Genomic DNA, 23,617 nt, shown 5'->3' on the forward strand with positions numbered 1-23,617 from the left:
GAACCGAACGGAAACGCCCCGGACCGCATGGTCCGGGGCGCTTTCATTTCGGGATCCTGATCGCGCGCCGTTCGGTGACGATCCAGTCGACCGGTTGGTCCAGCTTGCCAGCGGGCACCGATCTGACAATCTGCTCGTCATAGCAGAGCCCGACGGCGGTGACCGGTCCGGCTTTCCTGAGCGCGGCGAGCGTCATGTCGTAATAGCCCGCGCCATAGCCGAGACGATGCCCCCTGAGGTCGGCCGCCAGAAGCGGCACGAGGACGAGTTTCGGCGTCGCCCGGTCGGCGGTCTCGCCCGGCTCCTCGACGCCGAACGGTCCCTTGATCAGGGAATCGCCGGGCGTGAAATGGTGAAAGGCCAGCGGCTGGCCGCGCCCGACGACGCGCGGCAGGGCCAGGCGGACCTGTTCGAGATGGAAGGATTCCATCAGCGGGCCGGCATCGATCTCCGGACCGAAGGCGCGATAGCCCGCGACCACCGTGCCGATGGCAGGCCAGAGTTCGTCGGGGAAATGCCGGACGAGCGCGCGGCCGGCGTCCGGGTGCGTCCGGTGCGCCATGATGCGCCGGGCCTGGGCGGCCTTGCGCGCCCTCTTCTTGCGCCAGCTCAGAAACATGTGGCGGTTCCACCTGCGCCGTCGGGTCGTAACCTTCCCCTACGACCTGACAAGTCAGGTGGGCGCCGCGTGCATGGGACCACGATCCCGGGCAGAGGCAGCTCCCTATAGGAGATGTACGGTCGGCGGGATGGTAGACCCAAACGCACGCCGCAGATACCGCCATCGCGATATGTGGCGCGGCGCGGGTCCATACTCAAGTGTCCGACGCTGCTACGAGGGCTTCGAGCCGTTCCGCGGCCTTGTCGATACTGCGCGCGAGACGCTCGCGATCGGACCTCAGCCCTTCCGCCCGCCCCCGGTCGGCGGCTTTCAGGGTTTCGACCTCCGCTTCGAGCGCCTCGACCCGGCGGACCGCTTCGCGGCGTTCGTCGGCGACCACCAGCGAGGCCATCAGAAGCAGCCGCAGATCGCCGATCTGGCCGACCTGACCGGAAAGATCACGGATATGACCATCAAGATGACGGGCAAGATCACGAAGATAGGCCTCCTGACCTTCCTCGCAGCCGATGGTGAAGGCGCGGCCATTGATGGTGACGGAGACCTTGCCCATCAGGCCTCCTCCTCGTCGACTTCTTCGTCCCCGGCCGTTTCGACCGAAATCGCCGCGGCACGCAGGTCGCGGATCGCGCCGTCGAGCGCCATGGAGGCTTCCTCGGCCGCCTCGACCAGCGCGGCCTCACGGGCCCGGGCTTCGTCGAGCGCGTCGGCGAGGCGGGCCCGGTCGGCGTCGTAGGCGCCCATTTCCTCGGTCGCATTCAATGCGGCATCGGCTTTCGAACGCAGGCGCGCGGTCATCTTCTCGACCCGTTCCAGTGCGGAATCGAAACGGGTCAATGCCGCGTCGAGCGGATCGGACTCGGACTCAGAATTCGTCATGGCGCGCAAAATCGCGTTTTGCGCGCGAAAGTTCAAGCAATGGATGAAGAATGTCGGTTCTGCGACGCAGAGCGCGTTGCGAAGACCCGGCCGCTGCGCCATAGAAACCGGCACCGACCCCGGACGAGGACCGTTCCATGCCGCTCAGACGCGCCGCCGAACCTGACCAGATCGCCCTTGCGCTGGCGCAGATCGCAGCCCGCGCCGGCGTGGCGGTGATGAACGTCTACGACAGCGATTTCGAAGCCCGCAACAAGTCGGACAAATCTCCCGTGACGGACGCCGATGAGCGCGCCGAAGCCGTCATTCTCGAGGCACTTGAAAGCATCTTTCCCGGCATTCCCGTACTGGCCGAGGAGCAGTTCGAAGCCGGTATCCGTCCGGATACGGAAGATCACTTCTTTCTGGTCGACCCGGTCGACGGAACACGGGAATTCGTCAATCGTAACGGCGAGTTCACGGTCAATATCGCGCTCATCCACCACCGCCGCCCGATCGCCGGTTGCGTCTTCGCGCCCGCGCTGAAGCGGCTCTATTGCGGCGGCGCCAGCGCCTATGCGGGACCGGTCGCGGCCGGCGATGACGTGCGCGAGGATCTGCTGGTCCCCGTTTCCGGACGCGACCTGACCGGAACCAACCTCGTGGCGGTCATGAGCCGGTCGCATCTCGACGAGGAAACGAAGGCCTGGGCCGACCAGGCCGGCGTCACCGACGCAGTGTCCGCCGGCTCCTCACTCAAGTTCTGCCTGCTGGCGGAAGGCAAGGCCGACGTCTATCCGCGCTTCGGTCCGACAATGGAATGGGACACGGCGGCAGGGCATGCCGTGCTGCAGGCCGCGGGCGGGCACGTGATTCAGCCCGACGGTACGGATTTCCTCTACGGCAAGACCGAGGCCGGCTACCGCAACGGCCCCTTCATCGCGAAGGCACGGCGCTAGTTTCTCCTCAAGATCAACGGCATTGGCATTGAGTCCCTTCTCCCCTTCTTGAAGGGGAGAAGGTGCCCGAAGGGCGGATGAGGGGTTCTGCTCCGAAATTGCGGTGAGTGGCTGTCCCCCTCACCCGGCGCTGCGCGCCACCGTCTCCTCCTGAAAGGGGCGAGGGGAAGGCGGGCGTTTGCCTCAGCTCAGCCTTCCCATGTCCCGCAGCATCGCAATCACGCGCTCGGCGGCGTCCTCGGGCGAAAGATCGGCCGTGTGCAGGTGGATTTCCGGGGATTCGGGTGCCTCATAGGGACTGTCGAAGCCGGTGAAGTTCTTGATCTTGCCTTCCTGCGCCTTGCGGTAGAGCCCCTTGGGGTCCCGCGCGATGCAGACCTCGATCGGCGCATCGACGAAGACCTCGATGAATTCGTCCGAACCCACCAGTTCGCGGACCATCTGGCGCTCGTCACGGAAGGGCGAGATGAAGGAACAGGTCACGATCAGGCCGGCATCGACGAAGAGTTTCCCGACCTCGCCGATGCGGCGGATATTCTCCACCCGGTCGGCGTCGGTGAAGCCCAGATCCTTGTTCAGCCCGTGGCGGACATTGTCGCCGTCGAGCGAGTAGGTGTGGTGACCGGCGGCGCTCAAACGTTTCTCGACGATGTTGGCGATGGTCGACTTGCCCGCACCCGACAGGCCGGTAAACCAGATGATGGCGGGCTTCTGGCCCTTCATCCGCGCGCGCTCGGCCTTGGTGATGTCCATGGCCTGGGCGTGAATATTGTCGGCGCGCCTCAGGCCGTGGCGGATCATCCCCGCCCCGACGGTCTGGTTGGAGAAGCGGTCGATCAGGATGAAGGCGCCCGTGGCGCGATTGTCCTCATACGGATCGAAGGGGATCGGGCGGCCCGTCGAAAGATTGCACAGCGCGATGCCGTTAAGGGCGACGGACTTGGCCGGCTCCTTCTCGAACGTGTTCACGTCGATGCCGTACTTGATCGTCGTGATCGTTGCCGGGACGGTCGCCGTGCCGGCCTTCAGGAGGTAGGAGCGCCCGGACAGCAGTTCGGCCTCATTCATCCAGAGGATCTCGGCGGCAAACTGGTCTGAGACGTCGGGGCGGGCGTCCGCGGGAACGATCATGTCGCCGCGCGCCACATCGACCTCGCGGTCGAGCACCAGGGTGACGGCATCCCCTGCACCGGCTGAGTCGAGATCGCCGTCGGCGGTCGCGATGCGCGCAATCTTTGCCTCAGCGCCCGACTGGGCGATCACGACGGCATCGCCTTGGGCGATCCGGCCCGACGCGATCGTGCCGGAAAAGCCGCGGAAATTCTGGTTCGGCCGGTTCACCCACTGGACCGGGAAGCGGAAGGGCTGGCCGGCCAGCCCCGATCCGGCCTCCAGATTTTCGAGGAATTCGAGCAACGCCGGGCCGGAATACCAGTCCATCTGCACGGAGCGCGCCGTCACATTGTCGCCGAAGCGCGCCGACAACGGTATGGGCGTGATCGTCTCGAAGGGCAGGCTGGCGACCGCCTGGCGGTAAGCGCCATGAATTTCCTCGAACCGGGCGCGGTCGAAGTCGACCAGGTCCATCTTGTTCACCGCCAACACGATGTGGCGGATACCCATCATGTGCGCGATCCAGGTGTGGCGGCGCGTCTGGGTCAGAACGCCTTTGCGCGCATCGACGAGGATGATGGCCGCGTCGGCGGTAGAGGCGCCGGTCGCCATGTTGCGCGTGTATTGTTCGTGGCCGGGCGTGTCGGCGACGACGAATTTCCGCTTCTCGGTGGCAAAGAAACGATAGGCGACATCGATGGTGATGCCCTGTTCCCGCTCGGCCTCGAGCCCGTCGAGCAAGAGGGCAAAGTCGATGTCGCCGCCGGTCGTGCCGTGCTTCTTCGAATCGCGTTCCAGCGTGCCGAGCTGATCCTCGAACAGCAGCTTGGAATCATAGAGCAGGCGGCCGATCAGGGTCGACTTGCCGTCATCCACCGAACCGCAGGTGATGAAGCGCAACACGCCCTTCGAGCCGGAGCGCGAGAGGCGGTCGATCAGGGCGGAGCGTTCGGCGCCGGACATCAGAAATAGCCCTCGCGCTTCTTCTTCTCCATCGACCCGGCCTCGTCGTGGTCGATCAGCCGGCCGGAGCGTTCCGATGTCCGCGCCGTCAGCATCTCCATGACGATATCCTCGACCGTCGCCGCGCGGCTCTCGATCGCGCCGGTCAGCGGGTAGCAGCCGAGCGTGCGGAAGCGGATGGTGCGCATTGCGGGGGTCTCGCCGGCGCGCATCGGAAGCCGATCATCGTCCACCATGATGATCGTGCCGTCGCGCTCCACCACCGGGCGCTGCGCCGCGAAATAGAGCGGCACGATCGGAATGTCCTCTTCGAGGATGTATTGCCAGATATCGAGCTCGGTCCAGTTCGACAGCGGGAAGACACGTATCGATTCGCCTTTGCGAATCCGCGTGTTGTAGAGATTCCAGAGCTCCGGTCGCTGGCCGCGCGGGTCCCATCCATGATTGGCGTCGCGGAAGGAGAAGATGCGTTCCTTGGCGCGGGATTTCTCCTCGTCGCGGCGGGCACCGCCAAAGGCCGCGTCGAAGCCGTGGTGATTGAGGGCCTGGCGCAGCGCCTCGGTCTTCATCACCTGGGTGTGCAGGCTGGATCCGGAACCGATCGGATTGATGCCCCGCGCCAGCCCGTCCGGATTCGTGTGGGTATGAAGCGTCAGGCCGAGCGCCGCCGCGAGCGTGTCGCGATAGGCGATCATCTCGCGGAATTTCCACGTCGTGTCGATGTGCAGGAAGGGAAAGGGCGGGCGCGATGGCCAGAAGGCCTTCAGCGCCAGGTGCAGCATCACCGCGCTGTCCTTGCCGATCGAATAGAGCATCACCGGATTGGCGAAGCCGGCCGCGACCTCGCGCATGATGTGAAGGCTTTCCGCTTCGAGTGCCTTCAGATGCGCCGACAACGGCCGCGCACGGCTGCGCTGGCCCGAGGCAAAGCGGTCCGCATAGGCATTCAGCGTTTGTGAAAGCGCGCCGTCAGACACACCCGACTCCCCCGCAAATCCGGGGACGGACCATGGCGCAAACCGCCTGTGCTGTCACGAATCCGGTGCGGTTCTGATATACTGGCACCGAGACGTCCTATACAGTAAGCAGGAGGGCGCTGCCGAGCATGCAGGACTGGAAGACGCCATTTGAATACGACGGAGCACGAAAGATCGCCTTTGGTCTGATCGGCGTGTATGTCGTCGGCGCGATAGGCCTGTCGATAGCCCATGCAATCATGATCGGTGGCACTGGTCTTGCGGGAATGATCGTCGTTGCGTGCAGCGTCCCGACAATACTCCTCTTGAGCGAACAGGGCCGCAAAGAATTCATCGCTTTGGGTGGGCTTTTCTTGATTTTGACGATCTTCATGATCGTCGCAATCGTCGAGCTTTTCTCGGCTTCCTGACCCTCAGGCCGCCGCGCGCTCCGCGGCATAGGCCTGAACCGCCTCGATGACGCGCTGCTGGTCCTCGCCGCGAATGTCGGCATGCATCGGCAGGGACACGACGCGGTCGCAGACCTTCATCGTCACCGGCAGTCCGCCCGGCGCGACCGGGAAGGGCGCGTAAGGGGCCTGCATGTGCAGCGGGATCGGATAATAGACAGCGGTCGGAACGCCGCGCGCGGAGAGATAGGCGCGGAAGGCGTCGCGATCATCGACCTCGACCGTGTACTGCGCCCAGGTGCAGGTCGCGCCTTGGGCCAGTTGCGGCGTCTTCACCGCGCCCTTGAGGCCCTTCTCATAGGCGTCGGCCGCCTTCTGGCGCAGGACGAGTTCCTCGGCGAAGGCGTCGAGCTTCACGAGGAGGATGGCCGCCTGCAGCGTGTCGAGACGCGAATTGAGGCCGATGCGGGCGTATTCGTAGCGTTCCTTGCCTTCGCCATGCACGCGGTAGGACTTGATCAGGTCGGCAATGTGCTGGTCTTTCACCAGAACCGCGCCGCCGTCGCCGTAGCAGCCGAGCGGCTTGGCCGGATAGAAGCTGATGGTCAGCGCGTCGGCCCATTCGATCGAATGCTTGCCGTCCAGCGTCGCGCCATAACCTTGCGCTGCATCAGAGATGAGCTTCATCCCGTGTTCGTCGCAGATCGCCTTGATCGCCGGATAGTCGGCCATCTGGCCAAACAGGTCGACGGCGATGACCGCCGCGGGGCGCAGCTTGCCCTCGGCCTTCACCATCTCGATCGCCGCCTTCAGGCTTTCCGGGTCCATATTGTAGGTGACCGGGTCGATATCGACGAAGACCGGCGTGGCGCGGGTCCACGGAATGACTTCAGCCGACGAGGCGAAGGTGAAGGACGGCACGAAGACCGCGTCGCCCTTGCCGATCCCCATCGCCAGCAGCGGCAGCACGATGGCGTCGGTGCCGTTGGCGCAGGCCAGGCCAATCGGCGCGCCTGCGAAGTCCGCCAGGCGTGATTCCAGTTCGCGGACCTGCGGCCCGAGTATGAAGGCGCCACTGTCGAGTACGCCGGCGATCGCGGCATCAAGCTTCGCGCGGAGACGGTCGCGCTGCGCGCCGAGATCGATGAAGGGGATCATGTCGGTCATGGCAATGGGCCTCCCGGGCCCGCAATCCGGCCAGTGTCTGCCGCGCTATACGTTTGCCCTGACCAACTTACCAACTCACGAATGGTTTCGTTATTCGACAGTGACCGATTTCGCGAGATTGCGCGGCTGGTCCACGTCCGTGCCCTTGTAGACGGCGGCGTGATAGGCGAGCAGCTGGATCGCAACCGCGGCCACGATCGGAGAGGCGATCGGGGCGCAGTCCGGCAGCACGATCACGTCCTCGCGCTTCACCTCGCACGCCGCCAGTCCGGCAGAATCGGTGACGAGAATGACGCGGGCGCCGCGCGCGGCCACTTCCTGCATTGTCGACATCGTCTTGTCCCAGAGATGGTCGTGCGGAGCAACGACGACGACAGGCAGGTTTTCCTCGATCAGGGCGATCGGGCCATGCTTCAGCTCGCCGGCTGCATAGGCTTCCGCGTGAAGATAGGAGATTTCCTTCAGCTTCAGCGCGCCTTCCTGGGCGAGCGGGTAATAGACGCCGCGGCCGAGATAGAGGACGGAACGGGACTGGGTCAGTTCGGCGGCGAGGCGCTTGGCCTCGTCTTCCATCTCGAGTGCCTTGGAGACGTCGCGGGGCGCTTCGAGAAGCCCGGTCACCAATTCCTTCTCGCGGTCGGCGTCGATATGTCCGCGCGACCGGCCGGCATTGATCGCGATCATGGCGAGCGCCGCCAGCTGGCAGGTGAAAGCCTTGGTCGAGGCAACGCCGATTTCCGGTCCGGCCAGGGTCGGCAGTGCGATGTCGGCCTCACGCGCCATGGTCGAATGCGCCGCATTCACCACAACTGCGGTGGTCAGCCCGCGCTCCTTGCAGAACCGCATCGCAGCCAGTGTGTCGGCCGTCTCGCCGGACTGTGAGATGAACAATGCCAGATCGCGCGGAGACACCGCCGGGTCGCGATAGCGGAATTCGGATGCGACCTCGTTTCTCACCGGCATTCCGGCAAGTTGTTCGATCCAGTAGCCGGCGACCTGACCGGCATAGCCTGCCGTGCCGCAGGCGACGATCAGCACACGGTCATAAGCCTTGAAATCGATGCCCTCGAACGGCCGCACCACGAGGCGAAGCGGGTCGACATAATGGGTCAGCGTACGGGCGATGACTTCCGGCTGCTCATGGATCTCCTTCTCCATGAAGTGCCGGTAATTGCCTTTTTCCGCCAGCGCGGCAGAAAGCTCGACGACCTTTTCCGGGCGATGGGCCGGCTGGCCCTTGCGATCGAAAATGTCGGTCTTGTTCTTCGTGACGATGACGTAGTCGCCCTCTTCAAGATAGGCGACGCGCTGCGTGAACGGGGCCAGCGCCAGCGGATCGGAGCCGAGGAAGCCCTCGCCGTCACCGAATCCCACCACGAGCGGCGCGCCTTCGCGGGCGCCCATGATCAGATCGGGCATACCGTCAATCAGGACGGCGAGCGCGAACGCGCCTTTCAGGCGGGCCAGGGTGGCTTCGAAGGCGGCCTTGGGATCGCCGGACTTTTCGAGCTGGTAGTCGATCAGCTGGGCGACGACCTCGGTGTCGGTCTCGGTTTCGAACGTCCGGCCAGCCGCTTCCATCTCCTCGCGGAGCTCGCGGAAATTCTCGATGATGCCGTTGTGAACGATGTAGACGCGACCGGCGCGGTGGGGGTGGGCATTGGTCTCGGTCGGCGCGCCATGTGTCGCCCAACGCGTATGCGCGATGCCGGTCACTCCGTCGGCCGGATTGGCATCGAGAACCCTGTCGAGTTCCTTAAGCTTGCCGGTGGCGCGGCGGCGTTCAACGTGACCGTCCCGGCCCGCGACCGCGATTCCGGCTGAATCATAGCCGCGATATTCAACCCGCCGCAGCCCCTCGATCAGCCGTTCGGCGACCGTGTTTTCGCCGACAATCCCGACAATTCCGCACATGTTTGATGTCTCTCCTGTTCGGGAGTGTTCAAGGCGCTTCGCGCTTGTCGGTCAAGTCGTTTTCGTGTCCGGCTTGTGCGCCTCGCGACCAGGCGGGAATCACGTGCGGCTTTCGGCCCAGAAGCTCGAACGGATTCCAGGCCATGACGCGCATGATCGCGTTGCGTTTGACGCCGCGTTGCGTCTGAACGGCCTTTCGCTGGGCGAGGATCGGGCCCGCTCCGAACACACCGTCTATCAACCCGCGAAAATATGACAGCGGCACGCCGCGCCGGATCGCTGCGAATTGGAGGGCGATCGTCGCAGCTGCGTGCATGGGCAGGAGAATCCAGACCCACGGGAATGGCATGTTCTTGGCAAACGTCCAGAGCCGGTTCCGCGTGCCGTGATAGACGGCGAAGGGCGACCAGCGCCCCGATGATCCGTATCCGACGTGCTTGACCACGGCGTCGCGGACCTGGATTGCGATCTCGCCCCGCAGCCGGGCCCGGAAGCCCAGATCGACATCCTCGCAGTAGCAGAAATAGCGCTCGTCGAATCCGCCGAGGTCCATGAACAGTTTCCGGTCGATCATCATCGCCGCCGCGCAGGCGGAGAATGTCTCGCCTTCCTCGGGCAGATAGCTGAGCGGAAGGCCGTACCCGCCGCGAAACGGCAGTCCGAAGGCGTGGTAGGCGTCCCCCGCCCCGTCGAGAATGCCGCTCCGGCCGTAAGCGAGCTGGGTCGAACCGAAAATTCTCGCATCCGGCCAGCGCCCTGCTGCATCGAGCAGCCTGGCCAGCCAATCCGGTTCCGCGAAGGCGTCCGGGTTGAGCAGCACGATCCATTTCGTATCGGCCAGCCGGGCGGCCTGGTTGTTGGCCCCCGCAAAACCGATATTGGTCTCGTTCTCGATGAAATCGACCCAGGCCGGAATATCGGACCGGGTCACGCACGTGTCAGGGGGCGATCCGTTTTCGACCACGATCACCCGCGCCGGCTTGACCGTCTGCCTTGACAGGGCGTCGAGACAGCGCGGAAGCCACTCCCGGCTGGCATAGGCCACGATAATGACGGTGACATCGGCCACCGGCGCCTTAGAGGACGTCACAACAGGTCTTTCGCTTCGCCTTCGCTGAGGCCATCGACGACCTTGCGTACGTCCTCCGAGCACTCGTTGGCAATGACGAGCACGGCATCGTCCGTGACGATGACCGAAACATTGTCGACACCGACCACCGCCGTCATCGGACCCGTCGAGCGGACCTGCGTGGAACGGCAATCGATGACGCGGGCGTGGCCGGACACGGCATTGCCATCCGCGTCCTTGCCCAGAACCTCGAACAGGGACGACCAGCTCCCGACATCCGACCATCCCATGTCGACCGGGATGACCGCTGCCTTCGCCGTCTTTTCCATCACGGCCTTGTCGATCGGCGCGGAGGGCGATGCGGCGAACGAGACCGGGTCGAGATCGAAACGATTGCCCGCGTGGTGCGCGGACGAAAGCGCGGCACGGACATTGCCAAGAATATCAGGCGCATGGGTTGCGAGTTCACCGACCATCACAGCCGGTTCGAACAGAAAAATGCCTGCATTCCAGCTGTAACCGCCTTCGGCGAGATAGGCGGACGCGGTATCGGCATCCGGCTTCTCGACAAAGCGGTCGACTGCAAACCCCGCGCCCAGCGCGCCGCCCCGCCTGATGTAGCCATAGCCGGTATGAGGCCGATCCGGGACGATCCCGAACGTCACGATCCGGTCGGCCGACGCCAGTTCTGCACCCTGTGCAACCGCTTTCGCAAAGGCATCCGGCCGGGCGATGTGATGATCGGAGGGCAGGAGCAGCAGGAGGGCATCGTCGTCTGCCGTTTCGGACCAGGCAACGGCTGCCGCGGCCACCGCAGCGGTGTTTCGGCCTTCCGGTTCGATCAGGATAGCTGCGGGCGCGATTCCTGCACCGCTCAGTTGTTCCGCCACGGCGTCAGCCTGGGCCGCGCCCGTGATGACGAGAGGCGGACGGATCTCGAGCCCGGCCATGCCGGAGCGGAGACGCGTCGCCGTGTCCTGAAGCAGGGATCGCCCGCCGAGCAGCGGCAGGAGGTGTTTGGGCCGGGACTTGCGCGAGAGCGGCCAGAGACGCGTGCCGGACCCTCCGCACATGATGACCGGACGGACCGGCGTCATGAAGCGTGCCTCAAGGACCGGACGGCGGCGTCCACCGCGTCGACCGCGCCGAAGATGTGGTAGAGCGTCGATCCCGGCGCCGCGGCGTCGATCACCTCACCCGACGCATCGAGCTGGTCGATCCACGCGCCCTCGACCGGTGCTTGGCAATAGATGTCGAGGAAGCGGTTCATGGCCGCCTCTGCCGCGAGCAGACGGCCCGGGCGGACGGCGTGCGCCCGGATCAGTTCGGTCTGCCCCCAGGCGCGGTGGGTCGGTTTGGTCACCTTCCCGTCGTCCAGATTCTCGTCGTAGACAAAACCGGTCTGTGGATTAAGCGTCTGGTCGAGGCCATTGTCGTACAACACACGGCACCAGGTGTCGGTGTCACGCCCGGCCAGTTCGCCGAACTGGTTCAGCAGCCAGACCCATTCCATCAGGTGCCCGCCCTCGATCAGGCGGCCGTCGCGCCCCTTCACGACCGACCAGTCGTCCGTGAACCATTCGCGCAGGACGCCGGCCTCGCGATCAAAGAAGTGACCGGTGAAAAGGTCGAAAATTTCCGAGGCGCGTTCGAGGAATCGGGCCTCGCCCGTGCAGTCGTAGAGCACCAGCATCGCCTCGAACATGTGCATGTGCGGGTTCTGGCGGCGCGGCAGGGCGTCCGGCAGGCTCTCGCGGAAACCGCCATGGCGCGTGTCGGCGAGATGCGAGTCAAGAAAGTCGAGGATGCGGTCGACCATCTCCTTCGCGCGCGTTTCTCCCGTGGCCGCGAACCACGCGCCGAAGGCCATCAGGTGAAAGGCGTGATCGTAAGTGTCGCGGCGCGCATCGGCGATGCTGGTATCGGGATTGAGGCGATGGACGAAGCCCGGCGCGCCGTCGGCCTGCCAGCACTTGTCGAGCAGGAATTCGACTGCCCGTCCTGCTTCGTCCAGCCGCTTGGTCCAGCCCCGCCGGTAGGCCATGGAATAGACGTAGACCTGCCGGGCCTGGACACGGACACGGCGCACGGTCTCGTGGTCCGGCCGGCCGGCGATCAACCGCTCGTGGAAGCAGCCGGCTTTCGCGTCAAAGCCGGTGTCCACCCAAAGCGGCAGGGCGTGTTGCACGAGCCAGTTCAGCGCACGGTCCGAGGCAGGGCGGGCGTTCAAGCGGGCAGTCTCCGATCCAATTGAAGCGAGACTAGCTCAAAAAGCCTTCAATTGCGTTCACACGCGGCGAGAAAGGCAGGTGTCAGGCGTTGGCGCCAGGCCGATGGTGCGAAATGGTCCGCGGCCGCCGACGCGATGGTCGTGCGTTCGGCGTCCGACGGTCGCGCCAGACCCGTCAGAATCGTAGCAGCCTCGCCTTCGTCGGGGTCGGCCCAGACCGCCCCGGCGAGATTGTACTGAGCCTGGTCGGCCTGTGGGGTCACGAGTGTGAAACCGACCGCATGCGTGCCGGGCAGTTCGGCGAAATCCATGTTTCCGGACCATCCCGTCACGATCACGGGCGTGCCCGTCAACAGCGCCCCGGCGATGGACAGGCCGAAGCCCTCGCTCCGGTGGAGCGAAACGAAGACGTCAGCCGCGGCGAACAGGGCGTCGAACTCGGCCTGCGGCAGGGGATCGTCATGCAGGATGATGCGCTCATCGCCGCCGATCGCCGCATCAAGGCGGTGGCGAACGGCGGCCGAAGCGGCCGAGAGGCCCGACGTCTTCACCAGAAGCCGGACATCGTTCCGGTCGGGGAAGGCCGACCGGAAGGCGCGGATCGCGGCGCCGGGATTCTTCCGCGACATCGAGGAACGGGCGTCGCCTGCCGCAAGGGCGAGAAAGCCGGTCTCCGGATCGGGCAGATATCGCTGGCGGATCGCGGCGACGGTTTCAGCATCAATGACAGGCGGATCAATGGGATAGCCGACGACCTTCACCTTGTCGCCCAGAGCCGGGCGCAGGGAATTGGCGGTGAAGTCCGACGGCACCCAGATCTCGTGATAGCGCTTCGCCGCCTCGATCCAGGCGGGCGGAATGAGCGGCAGCTCCCACGCCCAGTATCCGGCGAGAAAACGGCCCCTGAGGCGCGCCTTCCCGACGGCCGACAGGGCGTGGGGCGATTCCGGCGCGTTGACGTGAACGAGGACGGGGCCGCGCCCGTCATCCTCCTTCTCACCCTCCGGCGGCCAGGGCAGGATGGAGCGGTCCTTCTGATAGATCGGCGTCAGGTCGAAGGAGGATGGCGCAAATCCGAGCGCGGACAATCCCTCATGCAGCCGCGCCCCGCCGGCCCCGATCCCCATCGGCGCGCTGAGGAAGCCGGCGACCATGGGGCGGCCCGTGGAGGGCGATTGCGACGGCGACAGCCCCGAAAGACTGGCGTCCAGCGCGGCGCGGCGGATCGGGCGAAGCAATCGTCTCAGGGGCATCACACCTCGCTTACGGCGCCGGAAGGCCGCGACACTGCAGCGCGTAGCGCCGGGTCCGCCGATTGACAAGGCGGGGACCGAACGTAGGTTACGCGCCCGACGTGCGGGGTCCAGACATGGCGTCCATTCTTGTTACCGGCGCAGCCGGATTCATCGGGTTTCACGCCTGCCGCAGGCTGGCGGCGGACGGCTGGTCCGTTACCGGTGTCGACTGTTTCAACGCCTATTATGATCCCGCCCTGAAGCGCGGCCGCGCCGAAGCGCTGCAGGCCGAACACGGCATTGCCGTCCGCGATCTCGACATCGCCGACGACGCGGCCCTGAAGGCGCTGGTGCTGGAACTGCGCCCCGACCGGATCCTGCACCTCGCCGCGCAGGCCGGAGTTCGCTACGGTTTCGACCATCCCTTCGAGTACGAACATTCGAACCTCAAGGGCCATCTCTCCGTCCTCGAAGCGGCCCGCGCCCTCGGCGACGGGCTCGGGCATCTCGTCTACGCCTCGTCGAGCTCGGTCTATGGCGAGCGCGAAGGACCATTCAAGGAAAGCGACGCGGTCGATCACCCGGCCTCGCTCTACGCCGCGACCAAGCGCGCCGGCGAGATGATGACGGAATCCTATGTCAGCCTGTTCGGTCTGCCGGCGACAGGCCTGCGCTTCTTCACCGTCTACGGCCCCTGGGGCCGGCCTGACATGGCGTATTTCAAGTTCGCAGAAGCGATCCTGGAAGGGCGGAAACTGCCACTGTTCGATTCCGGGCGCGGACGCCGCGACTTCACCTATGTCGATGACGTGGTCGAATGCCTGGCCCGCATCTGCGCCGACGCACCGGCGCGCAAGACGCACCGCATCTTCAATATCGGCGGCTCCAATCCGCGCCCGACGACCGACCTCGTCAAGGCGCTGGAATCCTCGCTCGGGCGCACGGCCCAGATCGAACACCTGCCGCCGCAGCCCGGCGATGTCAGCCTGACCTATGCCGACACATCGGCGCTTGAAGCGGCCTATGACTACAAGCCGGTCGTGAAACTGGAGGACGGGATTGCGCGCTTCGCCGACTGGTATCTCGGCTGGCGGGGCGACAAGGCGCGGTCGCTTGCGAGCTAGACCCAATCCCTGGCTCAAGGTGCACGCCGTCTATGCCGGCGGGATCGCGGTCTTCTTCGCGATCTTCCAGTATTTCGTGCAGGACCCGGAGTCAGGCAGCGACTGGGCGCGCTATGGCGTCGAAGTCGCCATAAAGACCGCCTTCCTGCACGCCGTGCTGTGGGCGATCCTGATCCGCCCGGCGGCGGCGTCCTGGCGGCGCATCGTGTCCGGCTTCACCGAGGCGTCGCAGTTCGAGCGGCTCAACCGGGAAGTCACGCCGGTGGCGATTCTCGACAAGCGGATCCAGCGGCTGGAGGACGAGTTGCAGCGCCGCGCGGCGGAGCGCCGCAGCTAGCGGTCCTTCAGCACCTGTTCGACCACGGCGCGGGCGTTCGTGCCTTCTTCCTCGTGATCGAGCGCGAATCGGACGAAGGCGCGCAGATAGCCCGCCTTGTTGCCGCAGTCATAACTTTCGCCCTCATACTCAATCGCGTGGAAGGGCTGGCGCGTCATCAGCGTCGCCATCGCGTCGGTCAGCTGGATTTCGCCGCCCGCGCCCTTGGCCTGGTTCTCCAGAAGACCGAAAATCTCCGGCTGCAGGATGTAACGCCCGGTGATGGACAGATTGGACGGCGCGGTTTCGCGGGGCGGCTTTTCCACCATGCCGCGCATCTTCATCACGCGGCCGTCGCGGCTTTCCGGGTCGATGATGCCATAGCTCGACACCTTGTCTTCCGGCACCTGTTCGACGGCGATCACATTGCCGCCCTCGCGCGCATAGACCTCGGCCATCTGGGCGAGGCAACCCGGCTTGGCGCGGACGATCACGTCCGGCAGGAGGACGGCGAAGGGCTCCTTGCCGACCAGTTCCCGGGCGCACCACACCGCGTGTCCGAGGCCGAGCGGGGATTGCTGGCGCACGAAGCTCATCGAGCCCGCCTCGGGCACTTCGGCCTCGAGCGTCTCGAGAATGTCGGTCTTGCCTTTCAGGCGCAGCGTGTCTTCCAGTTCGTAGGCCCGGTCGAAATAGTCCTCGATCGCGCTCTTGTTGCGGCCGGTGACGAAGACGATGTGCTCGATTCCCACTTCGCGCGCTTCCTCGACGACATACTGGATCGCCGGGCGGTCGAAAACCGGCAGCATTTCCTTGGGGATGGACTTCGTCGCGGGCAGAACCCGCGTGCCCAGACCGGCGACGGGAAGAACGGCTTTGCGGATTTTCGTCATGCGTCCTTGAACTCCTGACCTTTCCCGGCGCGCGTCGTCGGGGTAACTGCACGTCATGGCCGCTTCTATCGCGACATCGCCGGATACCGAAATCCCGCTCGACGTGCCGAGCGGGCGGGTCCGTATGCAAGTGTCGAACAGGCATGGCGGACCCGTCCACCTCGGCTTGCAGGTTTTCGACAGCGAAAGCGGTGAGCTGGCGGCGCTGATCCCGATGCGCCTCGACGCCGGCGAAGTCCGAACGATCAACGGCCTGCCCTGCCCCCGCAATATCCGGATCGTGCCGCTGGTCACGCCGGCGGGAGCAAAGCTGAAATACAAGGCCGAGGCCTGCGCCGCGATGTATGCGGGATTGCGCGATCTCGCCCGGTCGATCGGACTTGAGGCGATCCCGCGCCCGGCCCGTTCCAAGGCCACGCTGGCCACGCCGCGCTGGCTCGACCGCGCGCCCAATCTCAAGGCCGGAACGAAGATCAGCGTGATCATTCCGACTCGCGACCGGCTGGACCTTCTGAAGCAGGCGATCGCCACCGCGTTCGACGCCGCGCAATGGTCGAACCGCGAACTCATCGTTGTCGACAACGGGTCGGTCGAAGCCGACGCGCTGGCCTATCTGAAAGGCCTCGACGCGCGGGACGATGCGGTCGTGGTTCGCGACGGCGGTGATTTCAATTTCTCGCGCCTGATCAATTCCGGCACCAGTGCCGCGACCGGCGATGTCTTCGTGCTTCTGAACAATGACGTCATTGGCGGCGATCCGCGCTGGCTTGAGCGGCTCGCGGCGTGGGCGATGAAGCGCGGCATCGGCGCGGCCGGTGCGCTGCTGACCTATCCCGATGGCACGATCCAGCACGCCGGGATCAAGGTCGGCGTGCACGGCCTGACCGATCACGTGATGACGCGCCACCGCGTAAAAGGGCCGTATACGGAACGCCCCCGCCGCATCGATGCGGTGACGGGGGCCTGCCTGGCAACCTCGCGGAAGGTGTTCGAGGCGCTCGGCGGGTTCGAGGAAGACTTCGCGGTGGAGATGAATGATGTCGACTATTGCCTGCGCGCCGAACGGGCCGGGCTGATCAATGTGTTCGAACCCGCGGCAAGACTGGTCCATCTGGAGCGTCAGAGCCGTGGCGCGCCGTCGGCCCGCGTGCTGGAAGACCGGGCCGAATTCATCCGCGTCTGGGGCGAGCGGCTATTGAAGGGCGCGCGCTAGCGACCCCACCCCAACCTTCCCCTGTGAGGGGAGGGAGAGACGTGTCACAGCCAGACATGCGGGGGCCGGGCGCGTGGAGCCAACCTTATAAGGCTTATAAGAACTTCAGACGCCCTAACTGGATCCGAACGCAGACCTTTTCCCTCCCCTTCAAGGGGAGGGTCAGGGTGGAGTGAATATTGAAAACTCAGGCGTCGCCGCGCCACTTCGCCTGAAGCTTAAGCACCATCAGCGCCTGCTCCACCGGCGTGACTGCCTTGCGGCCGTTCGCGATGTCGTCGAGTACCTGCTTGGCCTGGGCGATATACATCTCGTTGATGTCGGCGAGCGTGGTGTCGAAGGTCTCGTGCTCGCGTTCGCCCGAGATGGAATGCACCAGCGTGCCGCGATGGAAGTCCCAGTCGAGCGCGCCTTCCGTGCCGGAGATGTAATAGCGGCGGCGGGCCACGCGCTGGATGTAGTCGGTCAGGATATTGACCAGCGCCCCGTTCTCGAAGCGCATCACGCTGGCCGCGACGTCCTCGGTCTCGGTCTCGAGCGCACCGGACCAGGCGGTCATGCCGACGAAGTCCTTCACCGGGCCGAGCAGCCAGGTGAGATAATCGATCTCATGCGTGTCGAAGACGGCACCGCCGCCAAGGGCTTTCCGCGAACAATACATGTTGCGGTAGTCCTCATAGGGGTGCCAGTCGGGCAGCCATTGACCGACGACGCACTGAACGCCGGTGACCTTGCCGATCCCGCCGCCGTCGATGATGCGCTTCATGTGGGCGAAGGCCGGATGGAATTTCCAGTTCGAGCCCATGTGAAGGTAGACGCCCGCCTTCGTCACGGCCTCGGCGATCGCCTCGCCATCAGCGACCGTCACGGCCAGCGGCTTCTCCACGAAGATATTGAGCCCCCGCTCCGCCGCGGCGATCGCCTGGCAGGCGTGGAAAACATTCGGGCTGGCCAGCAGGACAAGGTCGGGACGCATGTCCAGAACCTGGTCCTGATCACCATAGGCCGTCGCGCCGATCTCGTCGGCGAACTGCTTGCGGCGGTCTTCGGTGGGATCGAAGCCGATCACTTCCTGCGCACCGGCAGCAAGGAAGCAACGGGCGTGGCGGCGGCCGATGGAGCCGAGACCGAGAATAGCGACCTTCATGCGGCTCACGAACCCAGCACGCCGCGAACCGCGGCGACGACCTGCGCTGCTTCGTCGTCGGTCAGGGTCGGGAAGCAGGGCAGGGTCAGCGTTTCAGCGTAATAGGCGTCGGACTCGGGGAAGGACCGGCCTTCAAAGCGCGGTGCATGATACGGCATCCTGTGCACCGGGATGTAATGCACCTGGCTGCCGACCTGGCGCTCGGCCAGCTCCTTCATCACCTGCTCGCGCGGCTTGCCGACCGCATCGTAGTCGATGCGGATCGTGTAGAGATGATGGCCGGACCGGTCGCGCTGGTCCGGGCGGGCCTGCACCAGGCGGACATGGTTCATGCCGGCGAATTCGCGATCGTAGAATATCGCGATTTCGCGGCGGCGCGCGATGAAAGCCGGGAGACGGGACATCTGCGCCGTACCGAGTGCGGCCTGGATGTCGCAAAGGCGGTAGTTGAAGCCCAGCACCTGCTGCTCGTGATACCAGGGCTTGCCGGCATCTTCCGTGTTCTGAAGAAGGCCCGGTTCACGCTCGATACCGTGGCTGCGCAGCAATTGCAGCGCCTTGTAAAGGTCCGGATCGTCGGTCGCCACCGCGCCGCCCTCACCCGTCGTGATCGGTTTCACCGGGTGGAAGGAGAAGGTGTACATGTCGGCATAGCCGGTCCCGACCATGTTCCCGTCCTCGCCGATCGCGCCGACGGAATGGCTCGCATCCTCGATGATGATCCGGTCGCCGGCCGCCTTGCGAAGGGCCGCGTTCGAAGACGACAGACCGCCATAGGAGACCGGGATCACGACCTTGCACTCGGGATGGTCCGCCAGATAGGCGGTCAGCCCGTCGACCGACATCGTCATGGTCTCAGGGTCGATATCGACGAGATCGGCCCGCGCACCGCAATAGGTGATGGCGTTGGCGCTGGCGCAGAAGGTGACCGGCTGGGTCACGCCGACATCGCCGTCCTTCAGCCCGGCCGCGAGGCAGGCGATGTGCAGCGCCGCCGTGCCATTCGCGACTGCGACGACATATTTCGCGCCCGTGAGGTCGGCGATCGACTTTTCGAAAGCCGTGACGGCTGGACCCTGAGTAAGGAAATCGCTCTTCAGGACATCGACAACGGCCTGGATGTCGATGTCGTCGATCGTCTGGCGGCCATAGCCGAGGAAGCGGGTCATGCGGCTTTCTTCTTTTGCTGGGTGAGGATTTTCAGGCGGCGGGCGATCTCGTCGAGCACTTGCTGACGACCGCCATATTCGCGCGCGGTGATGTGTTTCATCGACGGGAAAAGCGTATCGGTTTCGTTGTCTTCCGACGCGATCCGCCACCAGTCGGGCAGGTGTGGCGTCGTGGTCAGCGACCAGGTGTTCGCGCCGGACGCGCCTGCGGTCTCGCGTAGCGCCACGCCCGGGGTCAGCACGAGGTCGAGCTTTTCGCAAAGGGCAACGACTTCCTCGAAATCGTCCTTCAGGTCGACGCCCGGCATCACATGGATGTCGACGCCGAACTTTTCCTTCACTTCGGCCAGTTCCTGGGTGCAATCCGAGTACTGAAGAAGCACGAAGTTGACGTCCTTCGTCTTCAGGATGTCACCCCATTGCAAGATGTCGGTATAGGCCTTGGAGCGGAACAGGTCGCGTGTGCCAGAGCGCCAGGAGATGCCGACATTCAGCTTGGCGGGCGGAAGCGTCTTCAGCCATTTCGCGACTTTTGTGCGCGCGGCCGGCGCGGCCTTGAACAGAGGCGCCTTGTCGCCGCGATAGCTGCCCTTCTGCATCACATAGTGCAGGAAGAGGTCTTCGGAGATGGCGATTTCCGAATATTCCTCCATCGCGTCGAGAATATCGCGCGTGATCCGGCCCGGATCGGCATCGAGCGGCGTGCCCTCGCGGTCGAGCCAGTACTGGTCCTCGCTGACGGCGAACGGGCCGAACAGGCGCGAGGTGGAGTAAACGGTGAGATTGTCCATCGACCGCTCGAACAGGCTCGCGACCCGCTTGTCGCAGACATAGCCGTACTGCGCCTTGGGGTTGGCTGTCTGCTTCAGGATGGCAAGCCGCATGATCTCGTCGCCGACCCCCTGACCGCCGAGGAAGAGCGTCGAGTATTGCGGAATCAGGCGCTTTCGCTTGATCCGCATGTGAATCTTCATCCGCTTGGCGAAGCGGGCGAAATTCCGCCAGATCGAGAAATGGGCCTGGCGCAGGATGAAGAGTGCCTCATCCCAGTTTCCGAGACCGGCCGCGAGCGAGAAATAGCGGTAGGCCGATTCCGGCATGTACGACTTGATTCCGACGATGCCGACGGCACGGCGGTAGTATTCCCGCGCCAGCGCGAAGTCGCGGGATTCCTCGATCTCCACGCCCATGAAGAAGAGCGCCTCGGCGATCATGTTCTGGGTTTCGGGGCTGGTTTCCGTGGCATAGAGCGCATCATTCATGCGCGCGATCGCCTCGGCGTGATTGCCCTGGATCGATTCAAACAACGCCCGCACCGGCAGCAGGTCGAGATCGGTGGCAGAGGCCTCCTTCAGACGATGGGCCGCCTCGTCCATCCGCCCCGATAGAATGAGGGCGTTGACCTCGAGCGCGGACAGCCGGGCCAGATCCTTCCTTACGCGGCGGCGGCGCGACATGCGCGTGTCGCGCGCGCTGCGCAGCTTGTGGACCTGCTCGGACCGGCCGATGAAGCGCTCGATATAGTTCCAGAGCTCGTGCGGCTTCAGCAGCACCTCACAGCCATAGACCACGGCCGCGGGCTCGTAATTCATCGCAATGAAGTAGATCTCGACGGCCTGGACGAGCGGCGCCTTGGCCATCATGGAATGCCAGTCCCAGGCGCGCTTGTAGAAATAGTCGGCGATGATCGAACGGCCGATCAGCGCACCTTCCATTTCCGGGCGGAACCCCTCGGTCTCGATCATCAGGATGGTCTGATAGTCGTCGAGATTCTTCGAGAAGCCTTCCCATTTCGGCTTCGAGAGCAGGATGCGGCGCGCCTCTTCGACCACTTCGGCCGCCCGTGCGAACTGCTTGGTGGCGAGAAGGTCCTGCAGCAGGGCGATCGTGGTGTGCGGGCGCTTGTGGCGCTCGTAGGCCCACTCAGACCACTCGCAGGCGACAAAGCGATAGTGCGCCGCGTAGAGGATGCGCCGCCACGCCGCCGAAACGATGCCCAGCGGCAGGACATGGGCAAATACCTGCACCACGGGCTGAACACGCCGGGGCGGTATGATCTTGAACAGGAGGCCGAATACGAACGCGGAGAAGCGGTACATGATCCGCTTCGCAAACCGGATCAGCCTGGCAAAGAACTGACGCACTCCTGCCTCCCCCGGCGGATCGCCGTTCGGTTATTCGGAGATGACGCCCGTCTCCCGGATGAGGTCCAGAATCTCCTGCGGTTCCAGCCAGAGCGTGTTGTTCTCGCTGGTGTAGGAGAAGCCGACCGGAACAGCCTTGCCGGTCTCGCCCTCATAGGTGGTGTCGTCCGTCGACGCGCCCATCTTGATCTGCGGCATGATGACAAACTTGTCTTCATACTCATAGGTGAAGAGGCTTTCCTCTTCCGAGACCATGGCCTCGTGCAGCTTTTCGCCGGGACGGATGCCGACAATCTTCAGCTCGCAGCCCGGCTGGATGGCGCGCGCCAGGTCGGTGATCTTCATCGACGGGACCTTCTTCACGAAGGTTTCGCCGCCGCGGAAGATCTGACCGCAATGATCGACGAACTTCACGCCGTCCTCGATGCGCAGCCAGTAGCGGGTCATGCGCTCGTCGGTGATCGGCATCGGCTTGCCCTCTTCGGCGAGCCGGCGGAAGATCGGGATGATCGAGCCGCGCGAGCCGATCACATTGCCGTAGCGGCAGTTGCAGAAGCGGGTGCCGCCCTCGCCGGCCAGCAGGTTGGCCGCGATGAACAGCTTTTCCATGCACGCCTTGGTCGAACCGTAAAGGTTGATCGGCTTCACAGCCTTGTCGGTCGAAACTGCGACGACTTTCGGCACGTCATTGCGGATCGCCGCATCGATCAGGTTTTCCGCGCCGAGGATGTTGGTCTTGATGCATTCCATCGGATTGTATTCCGAGGCCACGACCTGCTTCATCGCCGCGCCGTGGAAGACGATGTCGATCCCCTTCATCACGAAGGACAGGCGCGCCGCATCGCGGATATCGCCGATGAAAAAGCTGAGAACGTCGGAATTCTTGTGGTCCGCAAAGGTCTTGGCCATGCGGTCCTGCTTGAACTCGTCGCGCGAGTAGATGATCAGCTTGTTCGGCCGGTAATTGTTCAGGACATGCGACACAAAGGCGTGGCCGAACGATCCGGTGCCCCCGGTAACCAGAATATTCAACCCGTCCATGCGTATTCCCCTGTGCGTGCGGACCTGCGTGAAGTCGAGCGGTGCTTAGTGGCGGGGCCAGTCCGCGTCAAGCGCGCGCGCCCGCCTGAAATGGCTACAGAATTGTGTAAGCGGAGAAAGGCTGATGCGGGAAACGCTGGAACTGGAGCTCGCCCATGGAAAGCTCCTCCATCACAGCTTGCGTTTCGCCCGGGAACCACTGGCAGCACAACTCGTCAAACACCAGGATCGACCCCTTGTGCAGGCGCGGCCGGATCTGCTTCAGCGCCTCCTTGGTCGGCGCGTAGATGTCCATGTCGAAAATCGCCATCGCGATCATCGTCTCGGGATGGTCGTCGAAGAAGGTCGGAAGCGTCTTGCGAACGTCGCCCTTGTAGAGTCCGAATTTCTTGATGTGCGAGATCGGCGAGAAGCGCTCGTGGATTTCCAGGATGCGATCAAGCGTTTGCTCATATCCGCGCGGAACCCCGTAATCGCCTTCCTTCCAATCGGAACCGACAGCGTTCTTCGAGTCTTCCGCGCCGGAGCCGGCAAAGCCCTCGAACGTGTCGAAACCGAAGATCATCCGGGAGAAATTATAGGGCTCGTAGATACCGCGAAGGCTCTGAAGCAGGGCCAGCGTCGCGCCGTAACGGTTACCGAATTCGAGGATATAGCCGTGCTGACCGACCAGCTTCTGGTACAGGTGGTCGTAGAACAGGATGCGCGACAATTCCTGCCGGCGCTGGAAGAGCGACAGATTGACGTGCAATTCACTGTCCGGGACGACACCTGACTTCAGCATGCCCATCAATTCGTCGATGCTTTCGCGCTCGCCGTTCGATGGCTTCTGCGAGACGTTGCCGATTTCGTCGCTCATTCACTTCCCCCGTGGGCCTTCCGGTCCAACCCGCCAACTTTCGGGGCTGCGTCTATCCTTGCCGCAACCCAAAGAAAACCCCCCAAACGAGGGAGCGCCGTCATATCCGTCGGACCGTGCAGAGTCGATCAGATATCATCAACAGGCGAGAAATTCGCCCGCGCTGCGAATCGGCTTGGCGTGTTCTGGCCAGCGCGTAACAAGCCGATTACGGTAAA

General features: G+C 64.4%; 22 protein-coding genes and 1 other RNA gene. 5 read left to right on the plus strand and 18 right to left on the minus strand.

All coding sequences use genetic code 11. The features are described 5' to 3' along the window. Nucleotides 1-43: 43 nt before the first annotated feature. From L5876_RS08730 to L5876_RS08745, 4 genes are all read right to left on the minus strand, one after another. Nucleotides 44-619, minus strand: coding sequence for a 5-formyltetrahydrofolate cyclo-ligase (locus L5876_RS08730; protein WP_236955869.1), 576 nt, complete (start codon nt 617-619; stop codon nt 44-46). Nucleotides 620-621: 2 nt separating this feature from the next. Continuing rightward, nucleotides 622-781: non-coding RNA, 6S RNA (gene ssrS, locus L5876_RS08735), on the minus strand. Nucleotides 782-815: 34 nt separating this feature from the next. After that, a complete protein-coding gene (locus L5876_RS08740) occupies nt 816-1,172 on the minus strand; it encodes a cell division protein ZapA (protein ID WP_039712164.1) in 357 nt (118 codons plus the stop codon). After that, nucleotides 1,172-1,498 carry a DUF4164 family protein gene (locus L5876_RS08745; protein WP_236955870.1) on the minus strand — a complete coding sequence of 109 codons (327 nt, stop codon included), beginning with the start codon at nt 1,496-1,498 and terminating at the stop codon, nt 1,172-1,174. Before L5876_RS08745 ends, L5876_RS08740 begins: the two co-directional genes overlap by 1 nt. Nucleotides 1,499-1,635: 137 nt before the next feature. On the opposite strand from L5876_RS08745, the gene cysQ reads away from it, so the two are divergent. Beyond that, the gene (gene cysQ / locus L5876_RS08750; protein ID WP_236955871.1) at nt 1,636-2,436 is read left to right on the plus strand and encodes a 3'(2'),5'-bisphosphate nucleotidase CysQ; all 801 of its coding nucleotides are present in this window, start codon (nt 1,636-1,638) and stop codon (nt 2,434-2,436) included. Between the two features lie 183 nt (nt 2,437-2,619). Here cysQ and cysN read toward each other — a convergent pair whose 3' ends face one another. Continuing rightward, nucleotides 2,620-4,512: a sulfate adenylyltransferase subunit CysN gene (gene cysN / locus L5876_RS08755; protein WP_236955872.1), complete on the minus strand. Its 1,893-nt coding sequence runs from the start codon at nt 4,510-4,512 to the stop codon at nt 2,620-2,622. Further along, on the minus strand, nt 4,512-5,363 hold the full coding sequence (cysD, locus tag L5876_RS08760) for a sulfate adenylyltransferase subunit CysD (protein ID WP_272906936.1): 852 nt from the start codon (nt 5,361-5,363) through the stop codon (nt 4,512-4,514). Before cysD ends, cysN begins: the two co-directional genes overlap by 1 nt. Nucleotides 5,364-5,617: 254 nt before the next feature. Between cysD and L5876_RS08765 the strand changes: the two genes are divergently transcribed. Next, complete coding sequence (locus tag L5876_RS08765; RefSeq protein ID WP_236955874.1) at nt 5,618-5,899, plus strand: hypothetical protein; 282 nt, start codon at nt 5,618-5,620, stop codon at nt 5,897-5,899. A gap of 3 nt (nt 5,900-5,902) precedes the next feature. Here the strand turns inward: L5876_RS08765 and L5876_RS08770 are convergent, their stop codons facing one another. The 6 genes from L5876_RS08770 to L5876_RS08795 form a co-directional block, all read right to left on the minus strand. After that, complete coding sequence (locus L5876_RS08770; RefSeq protein ID WP_236955875.1) at nt 5,903-7,045, minus strand: DegT/DnrJ/EryC1/StrS aminotransferase family protein; 1,143 nt, start codon at nt 7,043-7,045, stop codon at nt 5,903-5,905. Between the two features lie 90 nt (nt 7,046-7,135). Next, a complete protein-coding gene (gene glmS, locus L5876_RS08775; RefSeq protein ID WP_236955876.1) occupies nt 7,136-8,959 on the minus strand; it encodes a glutamine--fructose-6-phosphate transaminase (isomerizing) in 1,824 nt (607 codons plus the stop codon). 28 nt (nt 8,960-8,987) lie between these two features. Beyond that, the gene (locus L5876_RS08780) at nt 8,988-10,049 is read right to left on the minus strand and encodes a glycosyltransferase family 2 protein (RefSeq protein ID WP_236955877.1); all 1,062 of its coding nucleotides are present in this window, start codon (nt 10,047-10,049) and stop codon (nt 8,988-8,990) included. Beyond that, on the minus strand, nt 10,046-11,125 hold the full coding sequence (locus L5876_RS08785) for a mannose-1-phosphate guanylyltransferase/mannose-6-phosphate isomerase (protein ID WP_236955878.1): 1,080 nt from the start codon (nt 11,123-11,125) through the stop codon (nt 10,046-10,048). The genes L5876_RS08780 and L5876_RS08785 overlap by 4 nt, the downstream gene beginning before the upstream one ends. Continuing rightward, entirely contained in the window at nt 11,122-12,258 is a 1,137-nt protein-coding gene (locus L5876_RS08790; protein WP_236955879.1) for an AGE family epimerase/isomerase, read from the minus strand. Before L5876_RS08790 ends, L5876_RS08785 begins: the two co-directional genes overlap by 4 nt. A gap of 47 nt (nt 12,259-12,305) precedes the next feature. Beyond that, nucleotides 12,306-13,511 (minus strand): glycosyltransferase family 4 protein, encoded by a 1,206-nt coding sequence (locus tag L5876_RS08795; protein WP_236955880.1) that lies wholly within the window; start codon nt 13,509-13,511, stop codon nt 12,306-12,308. A 116-nt stretch (nt 13,512-13,627) separates the two neighbouring features. Between L5876_RS08795 and L5876_RS08800 the strand changes: the two genes are divergently transcribed. Together L5876_RS08800 and L5876_RS08805 are read left to right on the plus strand one after the other, a co-directional pair. Further along, nucleotides 13,628-14,617, plus strand: coding sequence for an NAD-dependent epimerase/dehydratase family protein (locus L5876_RS08800; RefSeq protein WP_236955881.1), 990 nt, complete (start codon nt 13,628-13,630; stop codon nt 14,615-14,617). Beyond that, nucleotides 14,607-14,954, plus strand: coding sequence for a hypothetical protein (locus L5876_RS08805; protein ID WP_236955882.1), 348 nt, complete (start codon nt 14,607-14,609; stop codon nt 14,952-14,954). Before L5876_RS08800 ends, L5876_RS08805 begins: the two co-directional genes overlap by 11 nt. Here the strand turns inward: L5876_RS08805 and galU are convergent. Then, a complete protein-coding gene (gene galU / locus L5876_RS08810) occupies nt 14,951-15,826 on the minus strand; it encodes a UTP--glucose-1-phosphate uridylyltransferase GalU (RefSeq protein WP_236955883.1) in 876 nt (291 codons plus the stop codon). The genes L5876_RS08805 and galU overlap by 4 nt on opposite strands. A 55-nt stretch (nt 15,827-15,881) precedes the next feature. Here galU and L5876_RS08815 point away from each other — a divergent pair, with 55 nt between their 5' ends. Continuing rightward, nucleotides 15,882-17,039 (plus strand): glycosyltransferase family 2 protein, encoded by a 1,158-nt coding sequence (locus L5876_RS08815; protein WP_236955885.1) that lies wholly within the window; start codon nt 15,882-15,884, stop codon nt 17,037-17,039. A gap of 187 nt (nt 17,040-17,226) precedes the next feature. Here the strand turns inward: L5876_RS08815 and L5876_RS08820 are convergent, their stop codons facing one another. The 5 genes from L5876_RS08820 to L5876_RS08840 form a co-directional block, all read right to left on the minus strand. Continuing rightward, nucleotides 17,227-18,186: a Gfo/Idh/MocA family protein gene (locus tag L5876_RS08820; protein WP_236956016.1), complete on the minus strand. Its 960-nt coding sequence runs from the start codon at nt 18,184-18,186 to the stop codon at nt 17,227-17,229. A 5-nt stretch (nt 18,187-18,191) separates the two neighbouring features. After that, nucleotides 18,192-19,355 (minus strand): UDP-4-amino-4,6-dideoxy-N-acetyl-beta-L-altrosamine transaminase, encoded by a 1,164-nt coding sequence (pseC, locus tag L5876_RS08825; RefSeq protein ID WP_236955886.1) that lies wholly within the window; start codon nt 19,353-19,355, stop codon nt 18,192-18,194. Further along, nucleotides 19,352-21,499 (minus strand): tetratricopeptide repeat protein, encoded by a 2,148-nt coding sequence (locus tag L5876_RS08830; protein ID WP_236955887.1) that lies wholly within the window; start codon nt 21,497-21,499, stop codon nt 19,352-19,354. Before L5876_RS08830 ends, pseC begins: the two co-directional genes overlap by 4 nt. A 30-nt stretch (nt 21,500-21,529) precedes the next feature. Then, a complete protein-coding gene (gene pseB / locus L5876_RS08835) occupies nt 21,530-22,540 on the minus strand; it encodes a UDP-N-acetylglucosamine 4,6-dehydratase (inverting) (protein WP_236955889.1) in 1,011 nt (336 codons plus the stop codon). Nucleotides 22,541-22,634: 94 nt separating this feature from the next. Further along, nucleotides 22,635-23,399 carry a TylF/MycF/NovP-related O-methyltransferase gene (locus L5876_RS08840; protein ID WP_236955891.1) on the minus strand — a complete coding sequence of 255 codons (765 nt, stop codon included), beginning with the start codon at nt 23,397-23,399 and terminating at the stop codon, nt 22,635-22,637. Between the last annotated feature and the right edge of the window lie 218 nt (nt 23,400-23,617).

The organism is Hyphobacterium sp. SN044 (assembly GCF_021864465.1).
Classification (GTDB): Bacteria; Pseudomonadota; Alphaproteobacteria; order Caulobacterales; family Maricaulaceae; genus Hyphobacterium.

Bases quoted from the DNA above. Each gene is read 5' to 3' on its own strand.
- L5876_RS08785 (WP_236955878.1), bottom strand. From the start codon at position 11,125: ATGACGCCGGTCCGTCCGGTCATCATGTGCGGAGGGTCCGGCACGCGT.
- L5876_RS08745 (WP_236955870.1), bottom strand. From the start codon at position 1,498: ATGACGAATTCTGAGTCCGAGTCCGATCCGCTCGACGCGGCATTGACC.
- pseB (WP_236955889.1), bottom strand. From the start codon at position 22,540: ATGGACGGGTTGAATATTCTGGTTACCGGGGGCACCGGATCGTTCGGC.
- L5876_RS08815 (WP_236955885.1), top strand. From the start codon at position 15,882: ATGGCCGCTTCTATCGCGACATCGCCGGATACCGAAATCCCGCTCGAC.
- L5876_RS08795 (WP_236955880.1), bottom strand. From the start codon at position 13,511: ATGCCCCTGAGACGATTGCTTCGCCCGATCCGCCGCGCCGCGCTGGAC.
- pseC (WP_236955886.1), bottom strand. From the start codon at position 19,355: ATGACCCGCTTCCTCGGCTATGGCCGCCAGACGATCGACGACATCGAC.
- cysN (WP_236955872.1), bottom strand. From the start codon at position 4,512: ATGTCCGGCGCCGAACGCTCCGCCCTGATCGACCGCCTCTCGCGCTCC.
- L5876_RS08765 (WP_236955874.1), top strand. From the start codon at position 5,618: ATGCAGGACTGGAAGACGCCATTTGAATACGACGGAGCACGAAAGATC.
- glmS (WP_236955876.1), bottom strand. From the start codon at position 8,959: ATGTGCGGAATTGTCGGGATTGTCGGCGAAAACACGGTCGCCGAACGG.
- L5876_RS08820 (WP_236956016.1), bottom strand. From the start codon at position 18,186: ATGAAGGTCGCTATTCTCGGTCTCGGCTCCATCGGCCGCCGCCACGCC.
- cysQ (WP_236955871.1), top strand. From the start codon at position 1,636: ATGCCGCTCAGACGCGCCGCCGAACCTGACCAGATCGCCCTTGCGCTG.
- L5876_RS08730 (WP_236955869.1), bottom strand. From the start codon at position 619: ATGTTTCTGAGCTGGCGCAAGAAGAGGGCGCGCAAGGCCGCCCAGGCC.
- L5876_RS08770 (WP_236955875.1), bottom strand. From the start codon at position 7,045: ATGACCGACATGATCCCCTTCATCGATCTCGGCGCGCAGCGCGACCGT.
- L5876_RS08740 (WP_039712164.1), bottom strand. From the start codon at position 1,172: ATGGGCAAGGTCTCCGTCACCATCAATGGCCGCGCCTTCACCATCGGC.
- L5876_RS08800 (WP_236955881.1), top strand. From the start codon at position 13,628: ATGGCGTCCATTCTTGTTACCGGCGCAGCCGGATTCATCGGGTTTCAC.
- galU (WP_236955883.1), bottom strand. From the start codon at position 15,826: ATGACGAAAATCCGCAAAGCCGTTCTTCCCGTCGCCGGTCTGGGCACG.
- L5876_RS08840 (WP_236955891.1), bottom strand. From the start codon at position 23,399: ATGAGCGACGAAATCGGCAACGTCTCGCAGAAGCCATCGAACGGCGAG.
- cysD (WP_272906936.1), bottom strand. From the start codon at position 5,363: ATGCGCGAGGTCGCGGCCGGCTTCGCCAATCCGGTGATGCTCTATTCG.